19 protein-coding genes are annotated in these 17957 nt (G+C 42.3%); 13 read left to right on the top strand and 6 right to left on the bottom strand.

Annotation, left to right across the window (positions count from 1 at the left end; translation table 11 throughout):
- Window positions 1-19 precede the first annotated feature (19 nt).
- On the top strand, window positions 20-331 hold the full coding sequence (locus PGR74_RS06250) for an HU family DNA-binding protein (RefSeq protein WP_052634809.1): 312 nt from the start codon (window positions 20-22) through the stop codon (window positions 329-331).
- Window positions 332-449: 118 nt separating this feature from the next.
- On the opposite strand, the gene meaB is transcribed toward PGR74_RS06250, so the two are convergent.
- The 4 genes from meaB to PGR74_RS06230 all read right to left on the bottom strand — a co-directional run bounded on the left by meaB (window position 450) and on the right by PGR74_RS06230 (window position 5027).
- Window positions 450-1553 (bottom strand): methylmalonyl Co-A mutase-associated GTPase MeaB, encoded by a 1104-nt coding sequence (gene meaB, locus PGR74_RS06245; RefSeq protein WP_110688796.1) that lies wholly within the window; start codon window positions 1551-1553, stop codon window positions 450-452.
- Window positions 1554-1707: 154 nt separating this feature from the next.
- Window positions 1708-3213, bottom strand: a complete 1506-nt coding sequence (locus PGR74_RS06240; RefSeq protein ID WP_110688795.1) for a glutamine synthetase family protein — start codon at window positions 3211-3213, stop codon at window positions 1708-1710.
- A gap of 126 nt (window positions 3214-3339) precedes the next feature.
- A complete protein-coding gene (locus PGR74_RS06235) occupies window positions 3340-3783 on the bottom strand; it encodes a type I restriction enzyme HsdR N-terminal domain-containing protein (RefSeq protein ID WP_041504272.1) in 444 nt (147 codons plus the stop codon).
- A gap of 29 nt (window positions 3784-3812) precedes the next feature.
- On the bottom strand, window positions 3813-5027 hold the full coding sequence (locus PGR74_RS06230) for an S-adenosylmethionine:tRNA ribosyltransferase-isomerase (RefSeq protein ID WP_041505106.1): 1215 nt from the start codon (window positions 5025-5027) through the stop codon (window positions 3813-3815).
- An 87-nt stretch (window positions 5028-5114) separates the two neighbouring features.
- Between PGR74_RS06230 and PGR74_RS06225 the strand changes: the two genes are divergently transcribed.
- The 12 genes from PGR74_RS06225 to PGR74_RS06170 all read left to right on the top strand — a co-directional run bounded on the left by PGR74_RS06225 (window position 5115) and on the right by PGR74_RS06170 (window position 16096).
- Window positions 5115-5885 carry an AMP nucleosidase gene (locus tag PGR74_RS06225; RefSeq protein WP_041505105.1) on the top strand — a complete coding sequence of 257 codons (771 nt, stop codon included), beginning with the start codon at window positions 5115-5117 and terminating at the stop codon, window positions 5883-5885.
- A gap of 35 nt (window positions 5886-5920) precedes the next feature.
- Window positions 5921-6376, top strand: coding sequence for a DUF1573 domain-containing protein (locus tag PGR74_RS06220; protein ID WP_110688794.1), 456 nt, complete (start codon window positions 5921-5923; stop codon window positions 6374-6376).
- A gap of 16 nt (window positions 6377-6392) precedes the next feature.
- Window positions 6393-6710, top strand: coding sequence for a preprotein translocase subunit YajC (gene yajC / locus PGR74_RS06215; RefSeq protein WP_181416518.1), 318 nt, complete (start codon window positions 6393-6395; stop codon window positions 6708-6710).
- Window positions 6711-6792: 82 nt separating this feature from the next.
- Complete coding sequence (locus PGR74_RS06210) at window positions 6793-7803, top strand: CdaR family protein (RefSeq protein ID WP_041505103.1); 1011 nt, start codon at window positions 6793-6795, stop codon at window positions 7801-7803.
- Window positions 7803-8384: a dephospho-CoA kinase gene (gene coaE, locus PGR74_RS06205; RefSeq protein WP_041505102.1), complete on the top strand. Its 582-nt coding sequence runs from the start codon at window positions 7803-7805 to the stop codon at window positions 8382-8384. The genes PGR74_RS06210 and coaE overlap by 1 nt, the downstream gene beginning before the upstream one ends.
- Window positions 8385-8484: 100 nt before the next feature.
- A complete protein-coding gene (locus PGR74_RS06200; RefSeq protein WP_041505101.1) occupies window positions 8485-9207 on the top strand; it encodes a TerB family tellurite resistance protein in 723 nt (240 codons plus the stop codon).
- 131 nt (window positions 9208-9338) lie between these two features.
- Window positions 9339-9746: a DUF5606 family protein gene (locus PGR74_RS06195; RefSeq protein ID WP_041504265.1), complete on the top strand. Its 408-nt coding sequence runs from the start codon at window positions 9339-9341 to the stop codon at window positions 9744-9746.
- A gap of 81 nt (window positions 9747-9827) precedes the next feature.
- Window positions 9828-10535 (top strand): tRNA1(Val) (adenine(37)-N6)-methyltransferase, encoded by a 708-nt coding sequence (locus PGR74_RS06190; RefSeq protein WP_110688793.1) that lies wholly within the window; start codon window positions 9828-9830, stop codon window positions 10533-10535.
- A 267-nt stretch (window positions 10536-10802) separates the two neighbouring features.
- Window positions 10803-11753: an ROK family protein gene (locus PGR74_RS06185; protein WP_041505099.1), complete on the top strand. Its 951-nt coding sequence runs from the start codon at window positions 10803-10805 to the stop codon at window positions 11751-11753.
- A gap of 27 nt (window positions 11754-11780) precedes the next feature.
- The gene (locus PGR74_RS06180; protein WP_041505098.1) at window positions 11781-13889 is read left to right on the top strand and encodes a GH92 family glycosyl hydrolase; all 2109 of its coding nucleotides are present in this window, start codon (window positions 11781-11783) and stop codon (window positions 13887-13889) included.
- Window positions 13890-13904: 15 nt separating this feature from the next.
- Complete coding sequence (gene ispD, locus PGR74_RS06175) at window positions 13905-14633, top strand: 2-C-methyl-D-erythritol 4-phosphate cytidylyltransferase (RefSeq protein WP_052649387.1); 729 nt, start codon at window positions 13905-13907, stop codon at window positions 14631-14633.
- 41 nt (window positions 14634-14674) lie between these two features.
- Window positions 14675-16096, top strand: coding sequence for a capsule assembly Wzi family protein (locus PGR74_RS06170; RefSeq protein WP_237143308.1), 1422 nt, complete (start codon window positions 14675-14677; stop codon window positions 16094-16096).
- Here the strand turns inward: PGR74_RS06170 and PGR74_RS06165 are convergent.
- Window positions 16089-17147 (bottom strand): glycosyltransferase family 9 protein, encoded by a 1059-nt coding sequence (locus PGR74_RS06165; protein WP_041505097.1) that lies wholly within the window; start codon window positions 17145-17147, stop codon window positions 16089-16091. The two genes, PGR74_RS06170 and PGR74_RS06165, sit on opposite strands and share 8 nt — an antisense overlap.
- Window positions 17140-17757, bottom strand: coding sequence for a DUF4254 domain-containing protein (locus PGR74_RS06160; protein WP_041505096.1), 618 nt, complete (start codon window positions 17755-17757; stop codon window positions 17140-17142). The genes PGR74_RS06165 and PGR74_RS06160 overlap by 8 nt, the downstream gene beginning before the upstream one ends.
- Window positions 17758-17957: the final 200 nt, after the last annotated feature.

Genomic DNA, 17957 nt, shown 5'->3' with positions numbered 1-17957 from the left:
AAAAAACTAATAACACTTCATGAATAAACGAGAATTAGCCCATCAAGTAGCCGTCCGGAGCGGCATCACGAAAACAGAAGCCGGCAGAGCCGTACAGGCCATGATCGATTGCATCATGGAAACCCTGCAATCGGGAGAGAGAATTACCCTGATGGGATTCGGTGCTTTCTTCCCGCACGAACGTCCCCCGAGAGAAGCATATAGCCCTTATAGCGGAAAGTGCATCCAATTGGATACCCGAAAAACGGTAAAATTCAAACCAACATTTCCGGTCGACAATTCAAAAAACGATAGAATTAAAGGACCAAGGGACAAGGGATTAGATGATTAAAAAAGATTGGTGTTTGTATATCGGGAAATATAATGATTGGGAGATTAAAATGAAATCACGAAATCAATAAATATCACCCGATCACGGAATCTATTAATCTCCAAATCACAATTCTTTCTTATTTACAATTAAAATAGTTATCTAACAACTGAAATGCCGCGGCAAAGGAGCTGACTTCGTTATTCCGAACCTGCCGTTCTGCCTCCTTGATTGCTTCTTTTTGGTTTTGATAGAAGCGATTACGTAACTGCTCGTTAATCGTCTCGTACATCCAGTATTTAGCTTGTTCGCTTCGATGGTGTTCGAAATAACCGTTTTGTTGGGTTTCACTACAATAATGCAAAATGTTTTCCCATATCTTATCGATACCCGTCTTCTCATAGGCGGAGCAAGTCATCACCTGAGGTTCGACGCCCGATTCGTGAGGCGGGAAAAGGTGGAGAGCATTTTGCAATTGCACCTTCGCCAATTCGGCCCGGGTGATATTATTTCCGTCGGCTTTATTGATAATGATAGAATCGGCCATCTCCATGATTCCTCGTTTGATGCCTTGCAATTCATCTCCGGCACCGGCAATTTGTACCAAAAGGAAAAAATCCACCATGGAATGTACCGCCGTTTCGCTCTGCCCCACTCCCACCGTCTCAATCAGGATGATATCAAAACCGGCAGCTTCACAAAGCAACATCGCCTCCCTTGTTTTGCGGGCCACACCTCCTAACGATCCGGCAGAAGGGGAAGGCCGGATATAAGCATGAGGATCACAGGAAAGTTCTTCCATCCGGGTTTTATCTCCTAAAATGCTCCCCTTGGAACGTTCACTGCTCGGATCGATAGCCAACACGGCAATCTTGTGTCCCTGGGCAGTTAAGAATTTACCGAAAGCCTCGATAAAGGTACTCTTCCCAGCCCCCGGAACTCCCGTGATACCGATTCGTACCGATTTCCCCGTGTTCGGCAAACAACGGTTAATCACCTCCTGAGCCACCGCCTGATGATCGACCCGGGCACTCTCGACCAAGGTAATCGCTTGACTTAAAATATTAATATCCCCTCGGAAAATACCTGATACGTAATCGTCCGTGGTCAACGTCTTTTTCTTAATCTGCTTTAGCCTTTCAAGGATAGCCGGATTCACTGGATCAGGCTGTTCAATTCCTTTATTAACAGCCAACCCCTCGTAACAAGCGTCATTTTCCGGATGTTCTATATTTTGTTGCATAACTCACTTAATTAACATTTACGCGAAGATAACCTTTTAATTGTAGATTATAAATTGCAAATTGACAATTAAAACAACGAATCGAATCCGTGATTCAAAACATCAAATTCAATCACGGAATCTCCGAATCATCAAATCTACAATTGTCAATTGTCTATCCGCAATAGAAATAACGATTGACCAATTCCATGATTTTCTCGGAATGCTCTCCTATGTCCCGACGCAATGTCCGGTCATTATATTTTCTCAGCATTTCGATGGTTCCATCGATCAAACGAGGAGCAAACACGCCATATTCCTCAAATACAGCCCGTTGTTTCTGCAAGAAATCAGCAGACTCGACACAAGAGGTCGGTAATTGACTCAACCGGGCGACAACGCCTTTATTCGTTTCATCGAATATATTTACATCCACATAGCGTTCTTTTGCATAATCCAATCCGTTCTCCATCTCAAAACCATGACGGGCCGCCACGGCCAAACCGGCCAACAGCAGATATATATCTGCCGAGCCGTCCGGACAACGAAACTCCACCGTCTGTTTCACGCTATGATCCACATGGGACACCTTTTCCAAAGGATTAGCATCCTTTACCATTTCATTCGCTCCGGTTGTCCACCCCAAAGGCACACGAACCAGTACCGAGCGATTCCGGTCCCCCCAACAAACAGTAGTCGGGGCTTCCTGATGGGGCACCAACCGAAAATAAGAGGTCGGATTCCTATTTCCGAATGCCGTCAAAGAAGGAGCTAAATCCAAGTAACCGGCAATGGCTTTTAAAGCATTATCGGTCAACACCCCGTCTTGAATCATCTGATTTTTTCCCTCCTTCATCAAACGGGTATGAATATGCAATCCGCTCCCTGCCTTACCGACCGTAATCTTAGGGGCAAATGTCAAGTCCACCCTATATTGATAAGCCAATGTCCTCAATATCCATTTGGCAATCATCAATTGATCCGCGGCATCCTCCAAAGTCGTCGGCAGAAACTCTATTTCGTTCTGTTCATACATCAAATCATCTTTCGTGAAATTTCCTACCTCCGAGTGACCATATTTAATCAAACCTCCGGTTTCGGCGATATATTTCATCGCCAACACCCGCAGCTCCTGCCCTTTATTGAAAGGGGTCGATTCGTGATATCCTTTCTGATCCGAAGCCCCAAAAAGCTCTTCTTTATTACTCACTACATAATATTCCAATTCTCCCATCACCTCGAACTCCATTCCCGTAACCTCCTTAAGGGCTTCATGCGCCTTTCTCAAGGTATATTCCGGCGACATCTCCAACGGTTTTCCGTCTTTCGCGTAGAAGCTGCAAAGAATATCAATAGCAGGGACCTCACTAAACGGGTTATAAAAAGCGGTTCTATAACGAGGAACCACGTACAGATCGCTCGCTCCAGCTTCTATATAAGGGAAAAGACTGGAACCGTCCACCCGTTCACCACAGCTCAAAATACCATCCAAATGTTCCAGACTGTTTATTATAAAATTCAATGTTTTTAAACGGCCATCAGCTCCCGGATACCTTAAATTAAGCATTTTAATATCATTCTCTATGATATAACGAATAATATCGGCCTTTGTAAACTCTTTGGGAATTTTTCCTAAAAATCGCACTAACGGATCGGGGTTCAAAGCAAATGCTGGAATCATAACGCTGCTATTTAGTGAATATTTATAAACTTTCCCCGTAAAAATAAAAAAAAGTTACCACAATCGGTCACAACAGGTCAAAATATTACTCTAAAAAGCTCGAACTCACTCCGACAAACATAAAAATCAAGCACCGAAATAAGGGATACCAGCCAATAACCGGAACACTCTGCTTTCCGTCATTTCACCACAATAAAGCTCACACCCGTTCGTGATGGCCACAAAGCGAGCCCCAACGGAAAGATTATAACGAAAAGCCTGATCGAAAACCACTTGTGAAAGAGATACAGTCGGTGCCTTACACTCCACGATCAAATAGGGCTCTCCTTGCCGATCATAACAAACGATATCAAATCGTTGTTTTAATCCGCAAACCGCCACCTCTTTTTCCACGGCGATCAATCGTACAGGAAATTCCCGGTAAGCCACCAGAAAATGAATGAAGTGCTGCCTCACCCACTCCTCAGGAGTCAAAACGACATACCGTTTGCGAACGATATCAAAAATCAGCATCTGACCTTGCTGTTTTTTCACCTTATAATCGAATGCAGGCAGGCACAGTTCTTTCATCGGATAATATTATGACAAATCACGCAAATTTACTTTTTTATCTTTAAAAAACTACTATCTCCATAACTGAGAAAACGGAAATCATGTTCCAAGGCATACCGATATATTTTTTTCCAATCTTCCCCGATGGCCGCAGCGACCAAAAGCAATAACGTACTCTGCGGCTGATGGAAATTAGTAAACATGGCGGAAATCACCCTGAACCGGTAACCGGGCACAATGATGATTGTTGTCTGCGCCTTTAACATTTCAGCATCCCGTTCTTTATACCATTGCAACAAAGAGGCCATAGCCTCCCGCAAAGAGTAATGCCGGGGTAAAGTATAAGCTTCCCACTGTTCCAACAAATTAAAATCGTTATCACCTTCCAATCGCTTTACACCCATCCAGTACAAACTTTCCAATGAACGGACAGAAGTTGTCCCGACAGCAATAATATGATCCGGACACTCGTAAAGATGCTCTACCAATTCCCGTTGTACGACAATGTGTTCCGTATGCATGGCGTGCTCCCCGATGGTCTCGCTTTTCACGGGCTTAAAGGTTCCGGCTCCCACATGAAGCGTCAATTCCCCCATCATTGTTCCTTTTGCCCGTAATCGATCCAGCACAGATAGGCTAAAATGCAATCCCGCCGTCGGTGCCGCGACGGAACCTTCGTTTTTAGAATAGACGGTCTGGTAACGAATCTTATCGTCCTCTTCCGAATCCCGGTTCAAATAGGGAGGAATGGGAATTTTACCGCAATGTTCCAATACCTCGCTGAAACTAATCGGACTATCCCAATCGAAACGAACAATCATATCATTTCCCTCCTGCTTCATTCGGGTCGCTCTCAATTGTCCCTCGATTCCTTCCCAATGGTAAGGACATACGATGGTTCCTTCCTTCCATTTCTTCAGATTCCCGACCATACACTTCCATTCACAACTCTTCACAGCCGCAAAGTTCCGGACATAATCAGCCGGCAAGTAAGGTTCTAAACAAAATACCTCGATGGCGGCACCGGTTACTTTCTGAAACAGGATACGGGCATAAATAACTTTAGTATTGTTAAAGATCAGAGTCTGTCCGGCATTCAGCATATCAGGCACCTCATAAAAGCGACGTTCACGGATTTTCCCCCCCTCGTATATCAACAATTTAGAGGCATCCCTATTCTCCAATGGAAATTTGGCAATCCGTTCGTCAGGCAGATCATACGTATATTCTTCTATGCGAATACCCTTTAACTCTTCTAACATACTTTCAAATTTTCAGACGAAAATTTTCTTCGTCCATAATATTGTTTTAATTTTGAAGGGACAAAGATAATCTGAAAATCCGAGAATGTGAAAACAAAAAAAGATATCGTTGAAGACTGGTTACCCCGTTACACGGGACGTCCTTTAGAAGAGTTTTCGAAACACATCATACTGACTAATTTCGATTATTATTTGGAACTTTTTTCAGAAAAATTTCAAACACCAATCGTCGGTATAGACAAAAACATGCCTAATGTTTCCAGCAATGGAATCACCATGATCAACTTCGGAATGGGAAGCGCTAATGCCGCGACCATTCTGGATTTATTGTCCGCCATAGAACCGGAGGCGGTTCTTTTCTTGGGAAAATGCGGCGGCCTCAAGACCAAGCACCTCGTGGGGGACTATATTTTGCCGATCGCCGCCATCAAAGGAGAGGGTACTTCCAACGACTACCTGCCGAGAGAAGTCCCCTCCCTTCCGGCCTTTAGTATACAAAAAGCCTGCTCGAAAGCGATCACCAAAAACCAAAGAAGCTATTACACGGGAGTCGTATACACGACCAACCGGCGGGTATGGGAGTTCGACGACCGTTTTAAAGAGTATTTGATTACCACTCGTGCCTTAGCCATCGATATGGAAACGGCAACTATTTTTACCGTGGGTTTTGCAAACCGGATACCCACGGGAGCTCTTCTTTTGATCTCAGACCGCCCCATGATTTCAGACGGTATCAAAACAACGGCCTCAGACAAGATGGTAACTCAGAATTTCGTTCGGCAACATCTCGATATCGGTCTTGAAACGATGAATGATATCAAAGATAAAAATTATTCCATGAGGCATCTCATATTTTAAATTAATATCGTATTTTCGTTGCAAAAATAAGGATTATGGGGAGGTTTTTCATTTATATATTGACAGGAATCATCTTGATCTGCTCTTGTGATAACAAAGAGAGAAAGCAAACGGATGAAAACACGATTTCAAATTCAATCACCACTCTACACACGGACTCGGTTCAAGGCACGGATACTCTTGCCAAAGTTCAAATAGAAGATCCACACTTCAATTTCGGAGAGATTCAGAAAGGAGAAATTGTCACGCACACTTTTAAGATTAAAAACACGGGTACGAAGAATCTGCTCATCACCCATACGGAAAGCAGTTGCGGATGTACCATTCCTAAATACGATAAGAAACCTATTCCCCCGGGCGGAGAAGGAAAAATCGAGGTCGAATTCAACTCTTCCGGTCGAATGGGCAAACAATACAAAGTTATTCATATCTTTGCAAACATTCCGGAAAAAAGTTTTACTTTAAAAATAACGGCAAATATTAAAAATTAATACAAAACAGTAAACTATGAACACAATTTTCATGTTAACATTACAAGCGCAAGCGGCTCAAGGCGGTGGTATTATGTCATTCTTACCTTTAATCCTGATTGTTATCGTTTTTTGGTTCTTTATGATCAGACCGCAAATGAAGAGACAAAAAGAACTCAAAAAATATAGAGAATCTTTACAAAAAGGAGATAAAGTAATGACTACGGGGGGTATTTTCGGTAAGATTGTTGAGATCAACGATTTTACGGTTATCATCGAGGTTGAAAGCCAGGCAAGATTAAAAGTAAGCAAAGAAGCCATTGTTAAGGACATGACGGATGTTCCGGCCAAATAAAAACAATACTTTTGCAGATTTCAGATTAAGTGATCAGGTGATTTCCGAATCACTTAATCTTTGAATTACTTAACCTCTGAATATGCGTGATTTATCCGGTAGAATCGGTCATTTGTTTAAAGAACGGAAGCGTTTGCATTTAAAACGCAATATCATTACTTATGGTATATGTCTCATCGTTGCAACAGTTTTGTGGTTTTTAAACACGCTAAACAAAGAGTACGCGACACAAATCACATACCCCGTAAGATATACGGATTTACCCAAGGGTAAATTACTTGTTTCCGAACTGCCTCAAGAGATGACGTTAGAAATCAGGGCTCACGGGTTTGCCCTGTTACGCTATAAAATAGGAACCTCTTTCCTACCTATCGTTTTCAACGTGAACAGTTACAGCAACGGCATACTCGACAAGAAAGACATGCTGGATTATACCCTGAATACGATAGACATCAAGGACAGAATCGCCGCTCAACTAAACTCGGATATCAAACTATTGAACATCACTCCGGAGACCATACATTTCCAATTTTCAAGATTCGAAAGTAAGGTCGTCCCCGTACAACCTCGTGTCGAGTATACACTGAAAAAACAGTACATGCTAAAAAATCCTATATCCGTGACACCCGATAAATTAACAATTAGCGGCCCGGCTTCCGTTATCGATACGATTCAGTCCGTATGCACCCTTCCCGTCCGACTTAAAGATTTATCCAAAGATATTACGAAAAATGTCTCATTCGAAGAGATCCACGGTGTTCAGATAGATGACAATAATGCTAAAATTCTGATCGAAGTGGAACGTTTCACCGAGTCTAAAAAAAATGTGACATTAACCGTAAAGAATTTACCCGATTCTTTACAAATGCGATTATTTCCCAGCGCCATAGACGTCACGTTCGACGTGGGGCTTAGCCGATACGATCAAGTCACGGATACGAGTTTCAGGTTCAGTGTGGATTATAAGCAGATCACTAAAAACACGACGGCCTTAAACGTAACACTCGGGAAATATCCTCCCTATATTCAGAACCTCTCATTCTCGCCCGAACAGGTAGAATTTCTTATTGAAAAAAAATCAAATAAACGGTGATGATAAAAATCGGTCTGACAGGAGGGATCGGCAGCGGCAAAACAACCGTATCCCGCATCTTCCAAGCTCTTGGTTATCCAGTATACATCAGCGATACAAGAGCCTCATGGTTAATCAATCACCGCCATGAAATAAAAAGAGACTTGATCGCACTCTTCGGAGAATCTGTTTATCTGCCGACGGGAGAATTAGATAAAAAAAAATTCGCTTCCCTCATATTCAATGACAAAAAGAGGATCGATCAAGTCAATAAAATCGTCCATCCGGTTGTGACGGAAGATTTTTTAGAATGGAGTGAATCCCAGAACACACCTTTTCTTTTTTTTGAATCGGCTATCCTTTTCGAAGCCGGATTAACTCCGCTTTTCGATCACATAATCACCGTCACCGCAGATCGGGAGACCCGTATCTTACGGGCAATGAAGCGGGATGCGGTCAGCCGGGAAAAAATAATAGAACGTATCAACAATCAACTACCCGATAGGGAGAAATGCCTACAATCCGACTTTGTTATCCATAATAACGATTCAGACTATCTTCTGGAGCAAATCATCGAAATCGTAAAAAAACTAAAAGCTTAAAATACCAGTCCCATTGTCCGGGAATCTTTATATTTTTGCAAGAAAAATACAATAGGTCGAAAGTTTCCTTAGAGAGAGACTTCATACAATATACGATATTATGGGAAAATACGGAAAATGGATAGGAGCGGGATTAGGATTCGCCATGGGCGGTCCTATCGGAGCGTTATTCGGTTTCTTTATCGGGTCGGCTTTTGATTCTCCGGCCGTCATCCAAACGACACAAGAAGGTCCTACCACCTCCGGAAGAGGAGATTTCTTATGTAGTTTGGTCGTATTGGCTACCGCATTAATGAAAGCCGATGAAAAAATCACACGTAACGAATTGGATTACGTGAAAACTTTCTTCAGAGAAAATTTCGGACCGGAAGGAGAACGGGAAGCTTTGGCCATGATCAAAGAGATTATGCATAAAGAGATCAGAATCGAACCCGTATGTATCCAGATTCGACAAAACATGAATATACACGCCCGGATTCAATTACTCTATTTTCTTTTCGGATTGGCCAAGGCCGATGGAAACGTATGTAACCGGGAAATCGGGTTATTGGATCGAATCGCCGATCTGTTGGGAGTAGATCCCACCACCTACCGATCCATCAAATCCATGTATTATGACGATTTAAATTCAGCATATAGCATTTTAGGGGTCGATTCGTCTGCTGACAATGAAACGATTAAAAAAGCTTACCGGAAAATGGCTATGGAAAATCATCCGGATAAGGTAAGTTATTTGGGAGAAGACGTACGCAAGGCTGCAGAAAAAAAATTCACGGCCATCAACCAAGCGTATGAAAAAATAAAAAAACAACGAGGTTTATAAAACCACGCGAATATCATCCCTGATTATTATTTCGCCCTTTGCCTTTCGATTATATTTTGTTTTTACTTTTACTTTTAAACATTGATTCGTATTTTTGCAGTCTCATTTATAACACATCAAAAAAACAAAGTATGTTAAAAGAGATTTTATCCATATCAGGTCAACCGGGTTTATACAAATTGATCAACAACACCCCCAAGGCCCTTATTGTCGAATCGTTAATTGACGGTAAACGCTTTCCAGCTTATTCCAATGCCAAAATCATTGCTTTGGAGGATATTTCCATATACACTGAAGGTGAGGATATGCCGCTGAAAGAAGTATTCAAGCGCATTTACGAAAAAGAAAACGGAGGTCAGACCATCAGTCATAAAGAGTCTTCCGCCAAAATCACCGATTATATCGAATCCATCATTCCGGAATACGACAAAGATCGGGTATACGTTTCCGACATGAAAAAGATGTTACAATGGTACAATCTCTTGTTGGAAAAAAAGATCTTGCTATTTGACGAAGAGAAACAAGAAGAGAGTAAGTAATTCCTCTCAAAAAGATGTTTAAAAAGAATTCACTAATCCACTTTTTAAACATCTTTTCTACATAAAGTTTCAGCCAAAACTATGGGCAACTCTTATTTCCAGTTCAAACAGTTTATCGTCCGTCAGGAAAAGTGTGCCATGAAAGTGGGTACGGATGGAGTTTTACTCGGAGCGTGGGCTGACATCCGAGATAAAAAACACATTCTCGATATCGGAACCGGAAGCGGATTAATCGCTCTTATGGCAGCTCAACGTAATCCGAAAACAAAAATCCATGCTATCGAAATCGATCCGGAGGCTTATTCTCAGGCAAAAGAAAATATCACCAGCAGTCCTTGGGCTGACCGTATAGAGCTTTTTTTAGGAGCGATCCAACAATTTTCTCCTGAAAACAGCTACGACGCCATTCTATGCAATCCTCCGTTTTTTATTCGCTCCACACCGCCCCCTTTGCCGGAACGAACTTTGGCAAGGCATTGCACAACCTTGTCTCACGAAGATCTTTTCATTGCGGTACAAAAACTTTTACTCCCGGGAGGTTCCTTTCATGTCATTCTCCCGGTAACGGAAGCAGAGAGTTTTATAGGGCACATTAAAACACAAAAATGGTTTATTAACAAATTAACGAAGGTTTTACCTAATCCAGGTAAAGCCCCCAAACGTTTGCTTATGCAGATTTCCGACCGGGAAACCATTTACCAAGAAGACGTGTTAATTATTGAGACAGAAAGACATGTATACCATGAAAGTTACAAGAATCTGACCATGGATTTTTACCTGAACAGCTAATTATTTCATTTTAAATTATTTCACCTCTTCCCTCAGATTTAAATCTCTATACAGAAAAGATTAACGAAGTGTTAACTATCCGATCCCTACCTTCATTTTATCTTTGCAATGTAGAAACAGACAAAAAGACACAGTTTTTTTTCATAAGTTTGTATGTTTAGGTTAGTAGTTAGTAATTAAAAATAAGAGATCGCCCCATCGATCTCTTATTTTTTTATTACTTTTAACCTCAGAAAGGAGAAACATACAACTCAAACGGAAATAACCATGCAAACGAAAGTTTCACTCGGAATCGATATAGGAGGTACCAATACGGTTTTCGGTATTATTGATCAAGCGGGTAAATGTTACGCGGAAGGAACGTTAGCCACTCGCTCTTACAATAATATCCAAAACTTCATAACGGAATTGCATGCCAAGATCTTCTCTGAATTGAAATCACTGGATATTACTCCCATCGGAGTCGGCATCGGAGCCCCGAATGGCAACTACTACAACGGAACCATCGAACACGCTGCAAATCTATACTGGAAAGGTATTATTCCGATCGTGGAACTCATCGAGAAGCAGTTCAAATTACCTGCTGTAGTGACCAACGATGCCAAGGCTGCCGCCATTGGAGAGATGATCTATGGCGGGGCAAAAGGAATGAAAAATTTCGTGGTGGTCACCTTGGGAACGGGACTCGGAAGCGGAATCGTAATAAACGGCCAATTGGTATATGGAAATGACGGCTTAGCGGGAGAATTAGGACATACGATTGTACATCCCCGCGGAAGAGCATGTAATTGCGGCAGGAGAGGATGCCTGGAAACATACGTATCAGCTACCGGAATAAAACGTACAGCTTGTGAATTACTCGCCACGGAAAACATCGAAAGCCAATTACGAGATATCCCCTTCCACCAATTAACAGCCAAGAAAGTATACGAAGCAGCGGAAAAAGGGGATCCTATTGCCTTAGAAGCATTCCAACATACCGGAGAAGAATTGGGTAGCGCATTAGCCAACTTAGTAGCCATTACCAGCCCGGAAGCCATATTTCTCCAAGGAGGAGTTGCCAACGCGGGAGAATGGTTATTCAAAACCACTCAAGAACAAATGGAGAAAAATTTACTTCACGTTTACAAACAAAAGGTTAAAATCCTACGTTCCTCTTTACCGGTAAATGCTGCCATATTCGGAGCCTCTGCCTTGGCATGGAATGAATTAGGTTAGTTTTATCCATATCGTAAAACCGAAACTATGAAAACAAGTCTTCTATTGCTCTCTTTCCTATACTTACTAATCAGTACCAGCTGTACCAGAGAGCGCGAAATGCCCATAACCGATCTCGTTAACCCTTTTATCGGCACAAACGGACAAGGAGGTTGTTTTCCCGGCGCAGCCTACCCTTTCGGAATGATACAACTCGGTCCGAACACCGTCAATACTTCCGGAGAACAAGGATACACGTATAAGGATTCCGTTATATCCGCGTTTTCTTTTATTCATCCGGGAAACCTGACAATGGAAAAACACCCCGGTATAAAGATCCTCCCCACGGTCCAAAAGCCACATTCGGGAGAAAATGCCATGCATTTCATTCGCTCCTGTTATGCAGGTTTCTCTCATCGGGACGAACAGGCAGAACCCGGCTATTATAGTGTCACGTTTAAAAACGGGATTAAAACGGAATCTTCCGTTACGGAACGGTGCGGTATACAATATTACCAGTTTCCCACGGCTGCCAATTACGGATTGGTGTTGGACATGATAACACCCCATGAAGAAGAAGGCTCGCAAGAAACATCCATTAAGAAAGTAGATAACAGAAGTATTCAAGGATACCGGAAATACATAAAGGACAACCAGACCAGGCGCATCTACTTTTTCATTCAATTTTCACAAGATGTAAACGTGTGGGCCGGCAACGATTCGCTACGGCCTCTTGCCAACGGGAAAAGGATTACCCTCCCCCAAAGTTACGCCTGGATAGACTTCGGACAAATCACCAACAAAATCATCGCCAAAATCAGTATCTCTTCCGCCAATAGCGACGGGGCTATTGCAAATTTGAATAAAGAAATACCCCACTGGAGTTTCGATAAAGTAAAGAGAGACGCCAAACAACAATGGAGAAGAACGCTTTCCAGAATAAGAATAAAAACGGATAGTTCCGAAACAGCCAAAATATTTTATACAGCTTTATATCACGCTTATTTAACCCCATCCGTCTACTCTGACGCACACGGAAATTACACGGGAGTAGACGGAGAAGTACACTCCGTAGGGAAAGGGATTCAATATAAATTAGCTCCGTTACAATACACTTGCTGGACTCAATACCCGCTATTAACCATTACCCAGCGGGAAAAGGCAAACGAAATCATTCGATCTTTACTGATCCATTACGATCAAACCGGCATTCTTCCCCGCGGGATCATCCCGCAACGAGCTATCGGCAATCCGGCCATATCCGTTATCACGGGAAGCTACCTGAAGGGAATCCGCAATTTCGACATAGAAAAAGCCTACGAAGCCATCAAAGCCACGTTAACCAATCCGTCACCGGAAATCAACGCGTTACGTCGGTACCACTTTATTCCCGGCGAGTTGACGGAACATTCCGTTTTGAAAAGTCTGACCCACGCCTATGACAACTGGTGTGCCGCACAAATGGCAAAAGCATTAAACAAAGAGGACGATTACCTCTTTTTTATACAATCCTCCCGAAATTACGAACAACTATTCGACACGGCAACGGGGTGGGTTGAAGAAAAAGACAAACAGTGCCGGTTCAAACAAACCGACGACTCTCGGAAAAACACGTGGTTTATTCCTCACGAAATCGAACGGCTCATTAATATTCAAGGAGGAAAACAGTTTTTTATCTCCAGGTTAGACAGTCTATATGCCTCAATAGACAGTACTCTATATTACGAACAGGCTTACGGTCCGTTACAGCACACACCCTATCTGTTCAGTTATGCCGGAGTTCCGACAAAGACACAATACCACGTCAGCCAAATCAGAAAACTTTACTCCGATACTCCAGAAGGACTGCCGGGAAACGACAATTACGGCCAATTATCTACCTGGTATGTTTTCTCAGCCATCGGCTTTTATCCGGTAAATCCCTGTGACGGCAAATATCGATTAGGAACACCTTTATTCAAAAAGGTTATTTTAAAACTGGGCCAAGACAGACGTTTTATTATCAAGGCCAATAAAGAAAACGATCAATACATATATGTAAAAAAGATATTATTGAACGGAGATCCTTTAAAACGTCCATGGATCACACACGAAGAAATCCTTCGCGGAGGTGAATTGGAATTCATACTGACGGATCAACCTACCACAAACTTATAAACACAAAGATTTATCATGAAACGCATTGGCGTCATATTGGCCGGAGGTTCCGGATTAAGACTGGGGAATGATATTCCGAAACAATTTTTAGAAATCGCCGGAAAGAGCGTATTGGCACACACGCTTTCCGTCTTTCAAACACATCCCGATATAGACGAAATCATCATCGTTATTCACAAAGATTTTATCACGCAAGCCCAGCATATCGTAGATGCGGAAAAGATTCACAAGGTAAAAAAAATCGTACCGGGCGGCAGGGAACGCTATCACTCCACTCTGGCAGCCTTAAGTTCCTATACCGACGAAAACGTGCTCTTTATCATTCATGACGCCGTTCGCTTGTTAGTCTCTCATTCCATCATTCATCGTATTGTCGAAAACCTCAATACCCATGAAGCGTGTACTACGGCCATACCGGCAACTGACACCATCATACAGAGCGATTCGACCGGTCGGTTTATCGCTGCCATACCCCGACGTCAGACTTTGTTCCACGTCCAAACTCCCCAAGGATTTCATTCAACCATTCTAAAAAAAGCATACCAATTGGCACAAAACGATCCCCAATTCACCTGTACCGACGATTGCAGCGTGATACGTCGCTATTTTCCCGACGTGCCGATTAAGATAGTGGAAGGAGAACCTTCCAACATCAAGCTAACCTATAAAGAAGATATCCCGGTAATAGAAAAACTTCTTTTGACGAGAAATAACCCAGATCGCAAGGATTCTATCGATTTTTAGATACCTTTGTGTGTTGTATTGTGTATAATTGAACTTTTTAAATGAGAATAGTAATTATCTTATTAGGGATATTTTTACTTCCGGGTGTCACGTGTGCTCAAAAAAGAAGTATGGAATATAAGACCTCCCTTACCGGTTTTATCTCGTCGAAAAACGAATTACCTTTCTGGATGATCTCCAACCGTCACGGTCTTATTCCCAACGGCAAAGGCGGCTTGTTGGAAGCCGGCATTTTCTCGGATTTCAACCATAAACATAAAATACAATTCGCTTATGGTTTTTCCGGGGCTGTCTATCTCTCCCAGGCAGAAAATAACCTATTGGTCGACCAACTTTACGTTAGTGCCAAATGGAAAAAATTTCGGTTGGATTTAGGAATGATGCACCCGGAAGAAGAGTACAACGGAACTTCCTCCACCAACGGCAATTTCGTCCGTTCCGGCAATTCCAGAACCATGCCGGGTTACAACCTTAGCAGCGACTACCTCTCCATCGGGGATTTTTTTGCCTTTAAATTCAATTGGGCCGATTATCAGATGATCGATGACCGCTATGTAAAAGATACCCGTTTGCACAACAAGTCCCTATTTGTAAAATTCACGATTCACCGACGGATCGAACTTATCATGGGTCTGGAACATTGGGCTCAATGGGGAGGAAAATCTCCGGTATACGGGAAACAACCCTCTTCGTTCAAAGATTATTTGCGAATCGTCGCCGCCAAGGAAGGAGGCTCGGATGCCAGCCAAAGCGATATGATCAACGCTTTGGGAAATCACCTGGGAAGAGAACATTTACGCATCAATTACATAGGAGACAATTACACCCTGACGTTTTATCACGACATCCCGTTTGAAGACGGATCGGGCACCGATTTTCGTTCTTTTCCGGACGGAACTTATAATTTCTATTACGGAGCCAAAAATAAAGAGCAATGGATCAGCGATATTACGTATGAATTCTATTACACCAAATACCAATCCGGTTCCCGTCACGACCGGCCAGCGACACCAGAAGAGATGGAACATCAAGATCCGAACAGCCCCACGTACGGTAAAAAAATATTAGGAGGCTGTGACAATTATTTCAATAACGGCGAGTACCGGAGCGGTTGGACCCTGTATCAACGCACCATCGGTTCCCCCTTTATGTTATCCGACATGGAAAAAGGAGGTTCAGGCATATACAATAACCGGATTATAGCTCACTATATAGGAATAAAAGGAAAGGCTTTCCGGGAAGTTCCTTACAAGGCTATGCTATCCTATTCCATCAACTACGGAACTTATTCAAAAAAATTCGAGGGTTCTCACCGTCAATTCTCTTTCGGATTGGAAGCCAGATTGCCCTTACGGCACTTGCCCGTAAATATCGACACGGGTATATACGGAGATTTTGGAAAAGTATTCAAAAATAACATCGGGCTTACCGTTAGAATAAGCAGAAAAGGATTTATTAAGTAATACCGGATTTCGAAGCCAAAAATTTATCGAGCATAGGCCGTAATCTCGCCCACACCTCCTTGACGGTAATCCGCTCGAAACGTTCTCTGTCCGTCAGGCTCTGCCATTCATCCGGAAGAATTACATCCCGGGGACTAATTCCCTGGTAACGTTCACTCGGATTAGGCAACCATTTAGTCTTATCCACCCAAGGCGGATAAATAGCAAAGCCAGGAATGTTCAAGGCCTGAGCGATATGCCGAGGTCCGCCCTCATTACCAAAAAAGAAGTCTGCCTGCAAACACATGGCACCCAACTTTCTTATGGAATCGGCTTCAATATGAATAAAAAGGTGTTCGTCTTCTCCCATCTCCCGAAAGAGCCGAAAAGCAGCCTCCTTTTCCCGCTCGTTGTAATTGAATATCAATTGGGCGTCATAAGTTTCAATGATCAGTCTCAACACTTTCTTCATTCTCTCCATACTCCATGCTTTTCCTTTTACCCGGGTAAAAGGAGTACAGACAATTACCGGCTTGGAAAAATCAATTCCTTCCCGCTCCATAAAAGAATGAAAATCCCGGTTCTCTTCCGAAGTAATGCATAGTCGAAAATCGGACACGTATTCCAACGGTTTTAACCGTTCCAACGGCTTCAGCAATAACAAATTTCGCGAGACCTCATCTAAAGTATCGTCTTTTTGATTGGCGATCCGGTAATTATGACCGATGAAAGAATAACTCTTCCGAGTCCCGATACGGTATTTTGTTTTAAAAGAAAACCAGGAGAAACACAAAGAAGTAAAAGTGGCACGGGTATCTATAATCGCATCGTACTTCTCTTTCCGCATCAATCGCCAAACACGTTTCAAATAACTCCCGACACTATCCTTCGCCGGAAAAGAGATCACTTTATCAATATCGGGATGATATTCGAATAAGGTATTTATCGGATCATGCAAGAGATAATGCACCTCCGCCTCCGGAAAGTTTTTACGAATAGTACTGCAAAGCACGGTTGACAATACGGCATCTCCAATCCGACGAAAACGAATAATTAAAACCTTTTTAATCATCCACCTCCATCTTTTTATACAATACGGGATTCAGCATCGGATCATTATACATCTTCATCTGCCTGTAAACCTTCATATATTTTTTACCCGATTCGATATCCGCCAATAATTGGTCAATCGCCACAATCAAATCCTGACGCTGGCACTTTAACACATCCAATTTAAACCTACATCTCTCTACATGGACAGGAATTACATCTCTTCTCTCCACTTCCTGTTCCATGTGATAAATTTTAAGAGCCAAAATCGAGAGACGATCCAATGCCCACGCGGGACTTTCCGTATTCAACACAGCATCCGGTCCGGTCTTTACGTCTTTATATTTCGCTAAAAACCAATCATCGATTTTTTCAACAATATCCGTACGAATCTGATTCAACACATCTATCCGACGTTTTATTCTCAACGCTTCCTCCGGAACAATATCCGGATCCCGAATAATATCTTCCAGATGCCATTGTATCGCATCCGTCCAATTTTTTACATACAAATGATAAGCAATATTCTTTTCATCGTACGGGTTGACTACTTTCGCCTCAACCTCACCTACAAGATGATAAGCATGTGTTGCATCATCAAAAATCCTATAACTCCATTCTGTAAACGACATCTACACTACGAATCTGACAGATTATACATTAGATAACAAAATTATAATTTCATTCCATAATACGGGCACACATGAATGTTAACATTTATTATTTATGTCAAATACACCCCCGTTTCGGTTACGCATTCTCTATGTCGAAAGAGAGCGGTTATTTTGGCGTATTAAATTATTTCATGTAGTTTTGCATATCATTAATAAAC

The organism is Sanguibacteroides sp. AM78-02pH3A (genome assembly GCF_027666085.1).
Lineage (GTDB): Bacteria > Bacteroidota > Bacteroidia > Bacteroidales > Marinifilaceae > Gabonibacter > Gabonibacter massiliensis.
Note: the sequence above shows the minus strand (reverse complement) of the source record. Positions and strands in the feature narration are given on the sequence as shown.

Excerpts from the sequence above, each read along its gene's own strand:
- coaE (WP_041505102.1), top strand. The coding sequence starts at position 7,803 with ATGATAAAAATCGGTCTGACAGGAGGGATCGGCAGCGGCAAAACAACC.
- PGR74_RS06190 (WP_110688793.1), top strand. The coding sequence starts at position 9,828 with ATGGGCAACTCTTATTTCCAGTTCAAACAGTTTATCGTCCGTCAGGAA.
- PGR74_RS06250 (WP_052634809.1), top strand. The coding sequence starts at position 20 with ATGAATAAACGAGAATTAGCCCATCAAGTAGCCGTCCGGAGCGGCATC.
- yajC (WP_181416518.1), top strand. The coding sequence starts at position 6,393 with ATGAACACAATTTTCATGTTAACATTACAAGCGCAAGCGGCTCAAGGC.
- PGR74_RS06200 (WP_041505101.1), top strand. The coding sequence starts at position 8,485 with ATGGGAAAATACGGAAAATGGATAGGAGCGGGATTAGGATTCGCCATG.
- PGR74_RS06235 (WP_041504272.1), bottom strand. The coding sequence starts at position 3,783 with ATGAAAGAACTGTGCCTGCCTGCATTCGATTATAAGGTGAAAAAACAG.
- meaB (WP_110688796.1), bottom strand. The coding sequence starts at position 1,553 with ATGCAACAAAATATAGAACATCCGGAAAATGACGCTTGTTACGAGGGG.
- PGR74_RS06180 (WP_041505098.1), top strand. The coding sequence starts at position 11,781 with ATGAAAACAAGTCTTCTATTGCTCTCTTTCCTATACTTACTAATCAGT.
- PGR74_RS06195 (WP_041504265.1), top strand. The coding sequence starts at position 9,339 with ATGTTAAAAGAGATTTTATCCATATCAGGTCAACCGGGTTTATACAAA.
- PGR74_RS06220 (WP_110688794.1), top strand. The coding sequence starts at position 5,921 with ATGGGGAGGTTTTTCATTTATATATTGACAGGAATCATCTTGATCTGC.
- PGR74_RS06240 (WP_110688795.1), bottom strand. The coding sequence starts at position 3,213 with ATGATTCCAGCATTTGCTTTGAACCCCGATCCGTTAGTGCGATTTTTA.
- PGR74_RS06170 (WP_237143308.1), top strand. The coding sequence starts at position 14,675 with ATGAGAATAGTAATTATCTTATTAGGGATATTTTTACTTCCGGGTGTC.
- ispD (WP_052649387.1), top strand. The coding sequence starts at position 13,905 with ATGAAACGCATTGGCGTCATATTGGCCGGAGGTTCCGGATTAAGACTG.
- PGR74_RS06165 (WP_041505097.1), bottom strand. The coding sequence starts at position 17,147 with ATGATTAAAAAGGTTTTAATTATTCGTTTTCGTCGGATTGGAGATGCC.
- PGR74_RS06210 (WP_041505103.1), top strand. The coding sequence starts at position 6,793 with ATGCGTGATTTATCCGGTAGAATCGGTCATTTGTTTAAAGAACGGAAG.
- PGR74_RS06230 (WP_041505106.1), bottom strand. The coding sequence starts at position 5,027 with ATGTTAGAAGAGTTAAAGGGTATTCGCATAGAAGAATATACGTATGAT.
- PGR74_RS06185 (WP_041505099.1), top strand. The coding sequence starts at position 10,803 with ATGCAAACGAAAGTTTCACTCGGAATCGATATAGGAGGTACCAATACG.
- PGR74_RS06160 (WP_041505096.1), bottom strand. The coding sequence starts at position 17,757 with ATGTCGTTTACAGAATGGAGTTATAGGATTTTTGATGATGCAACACAT.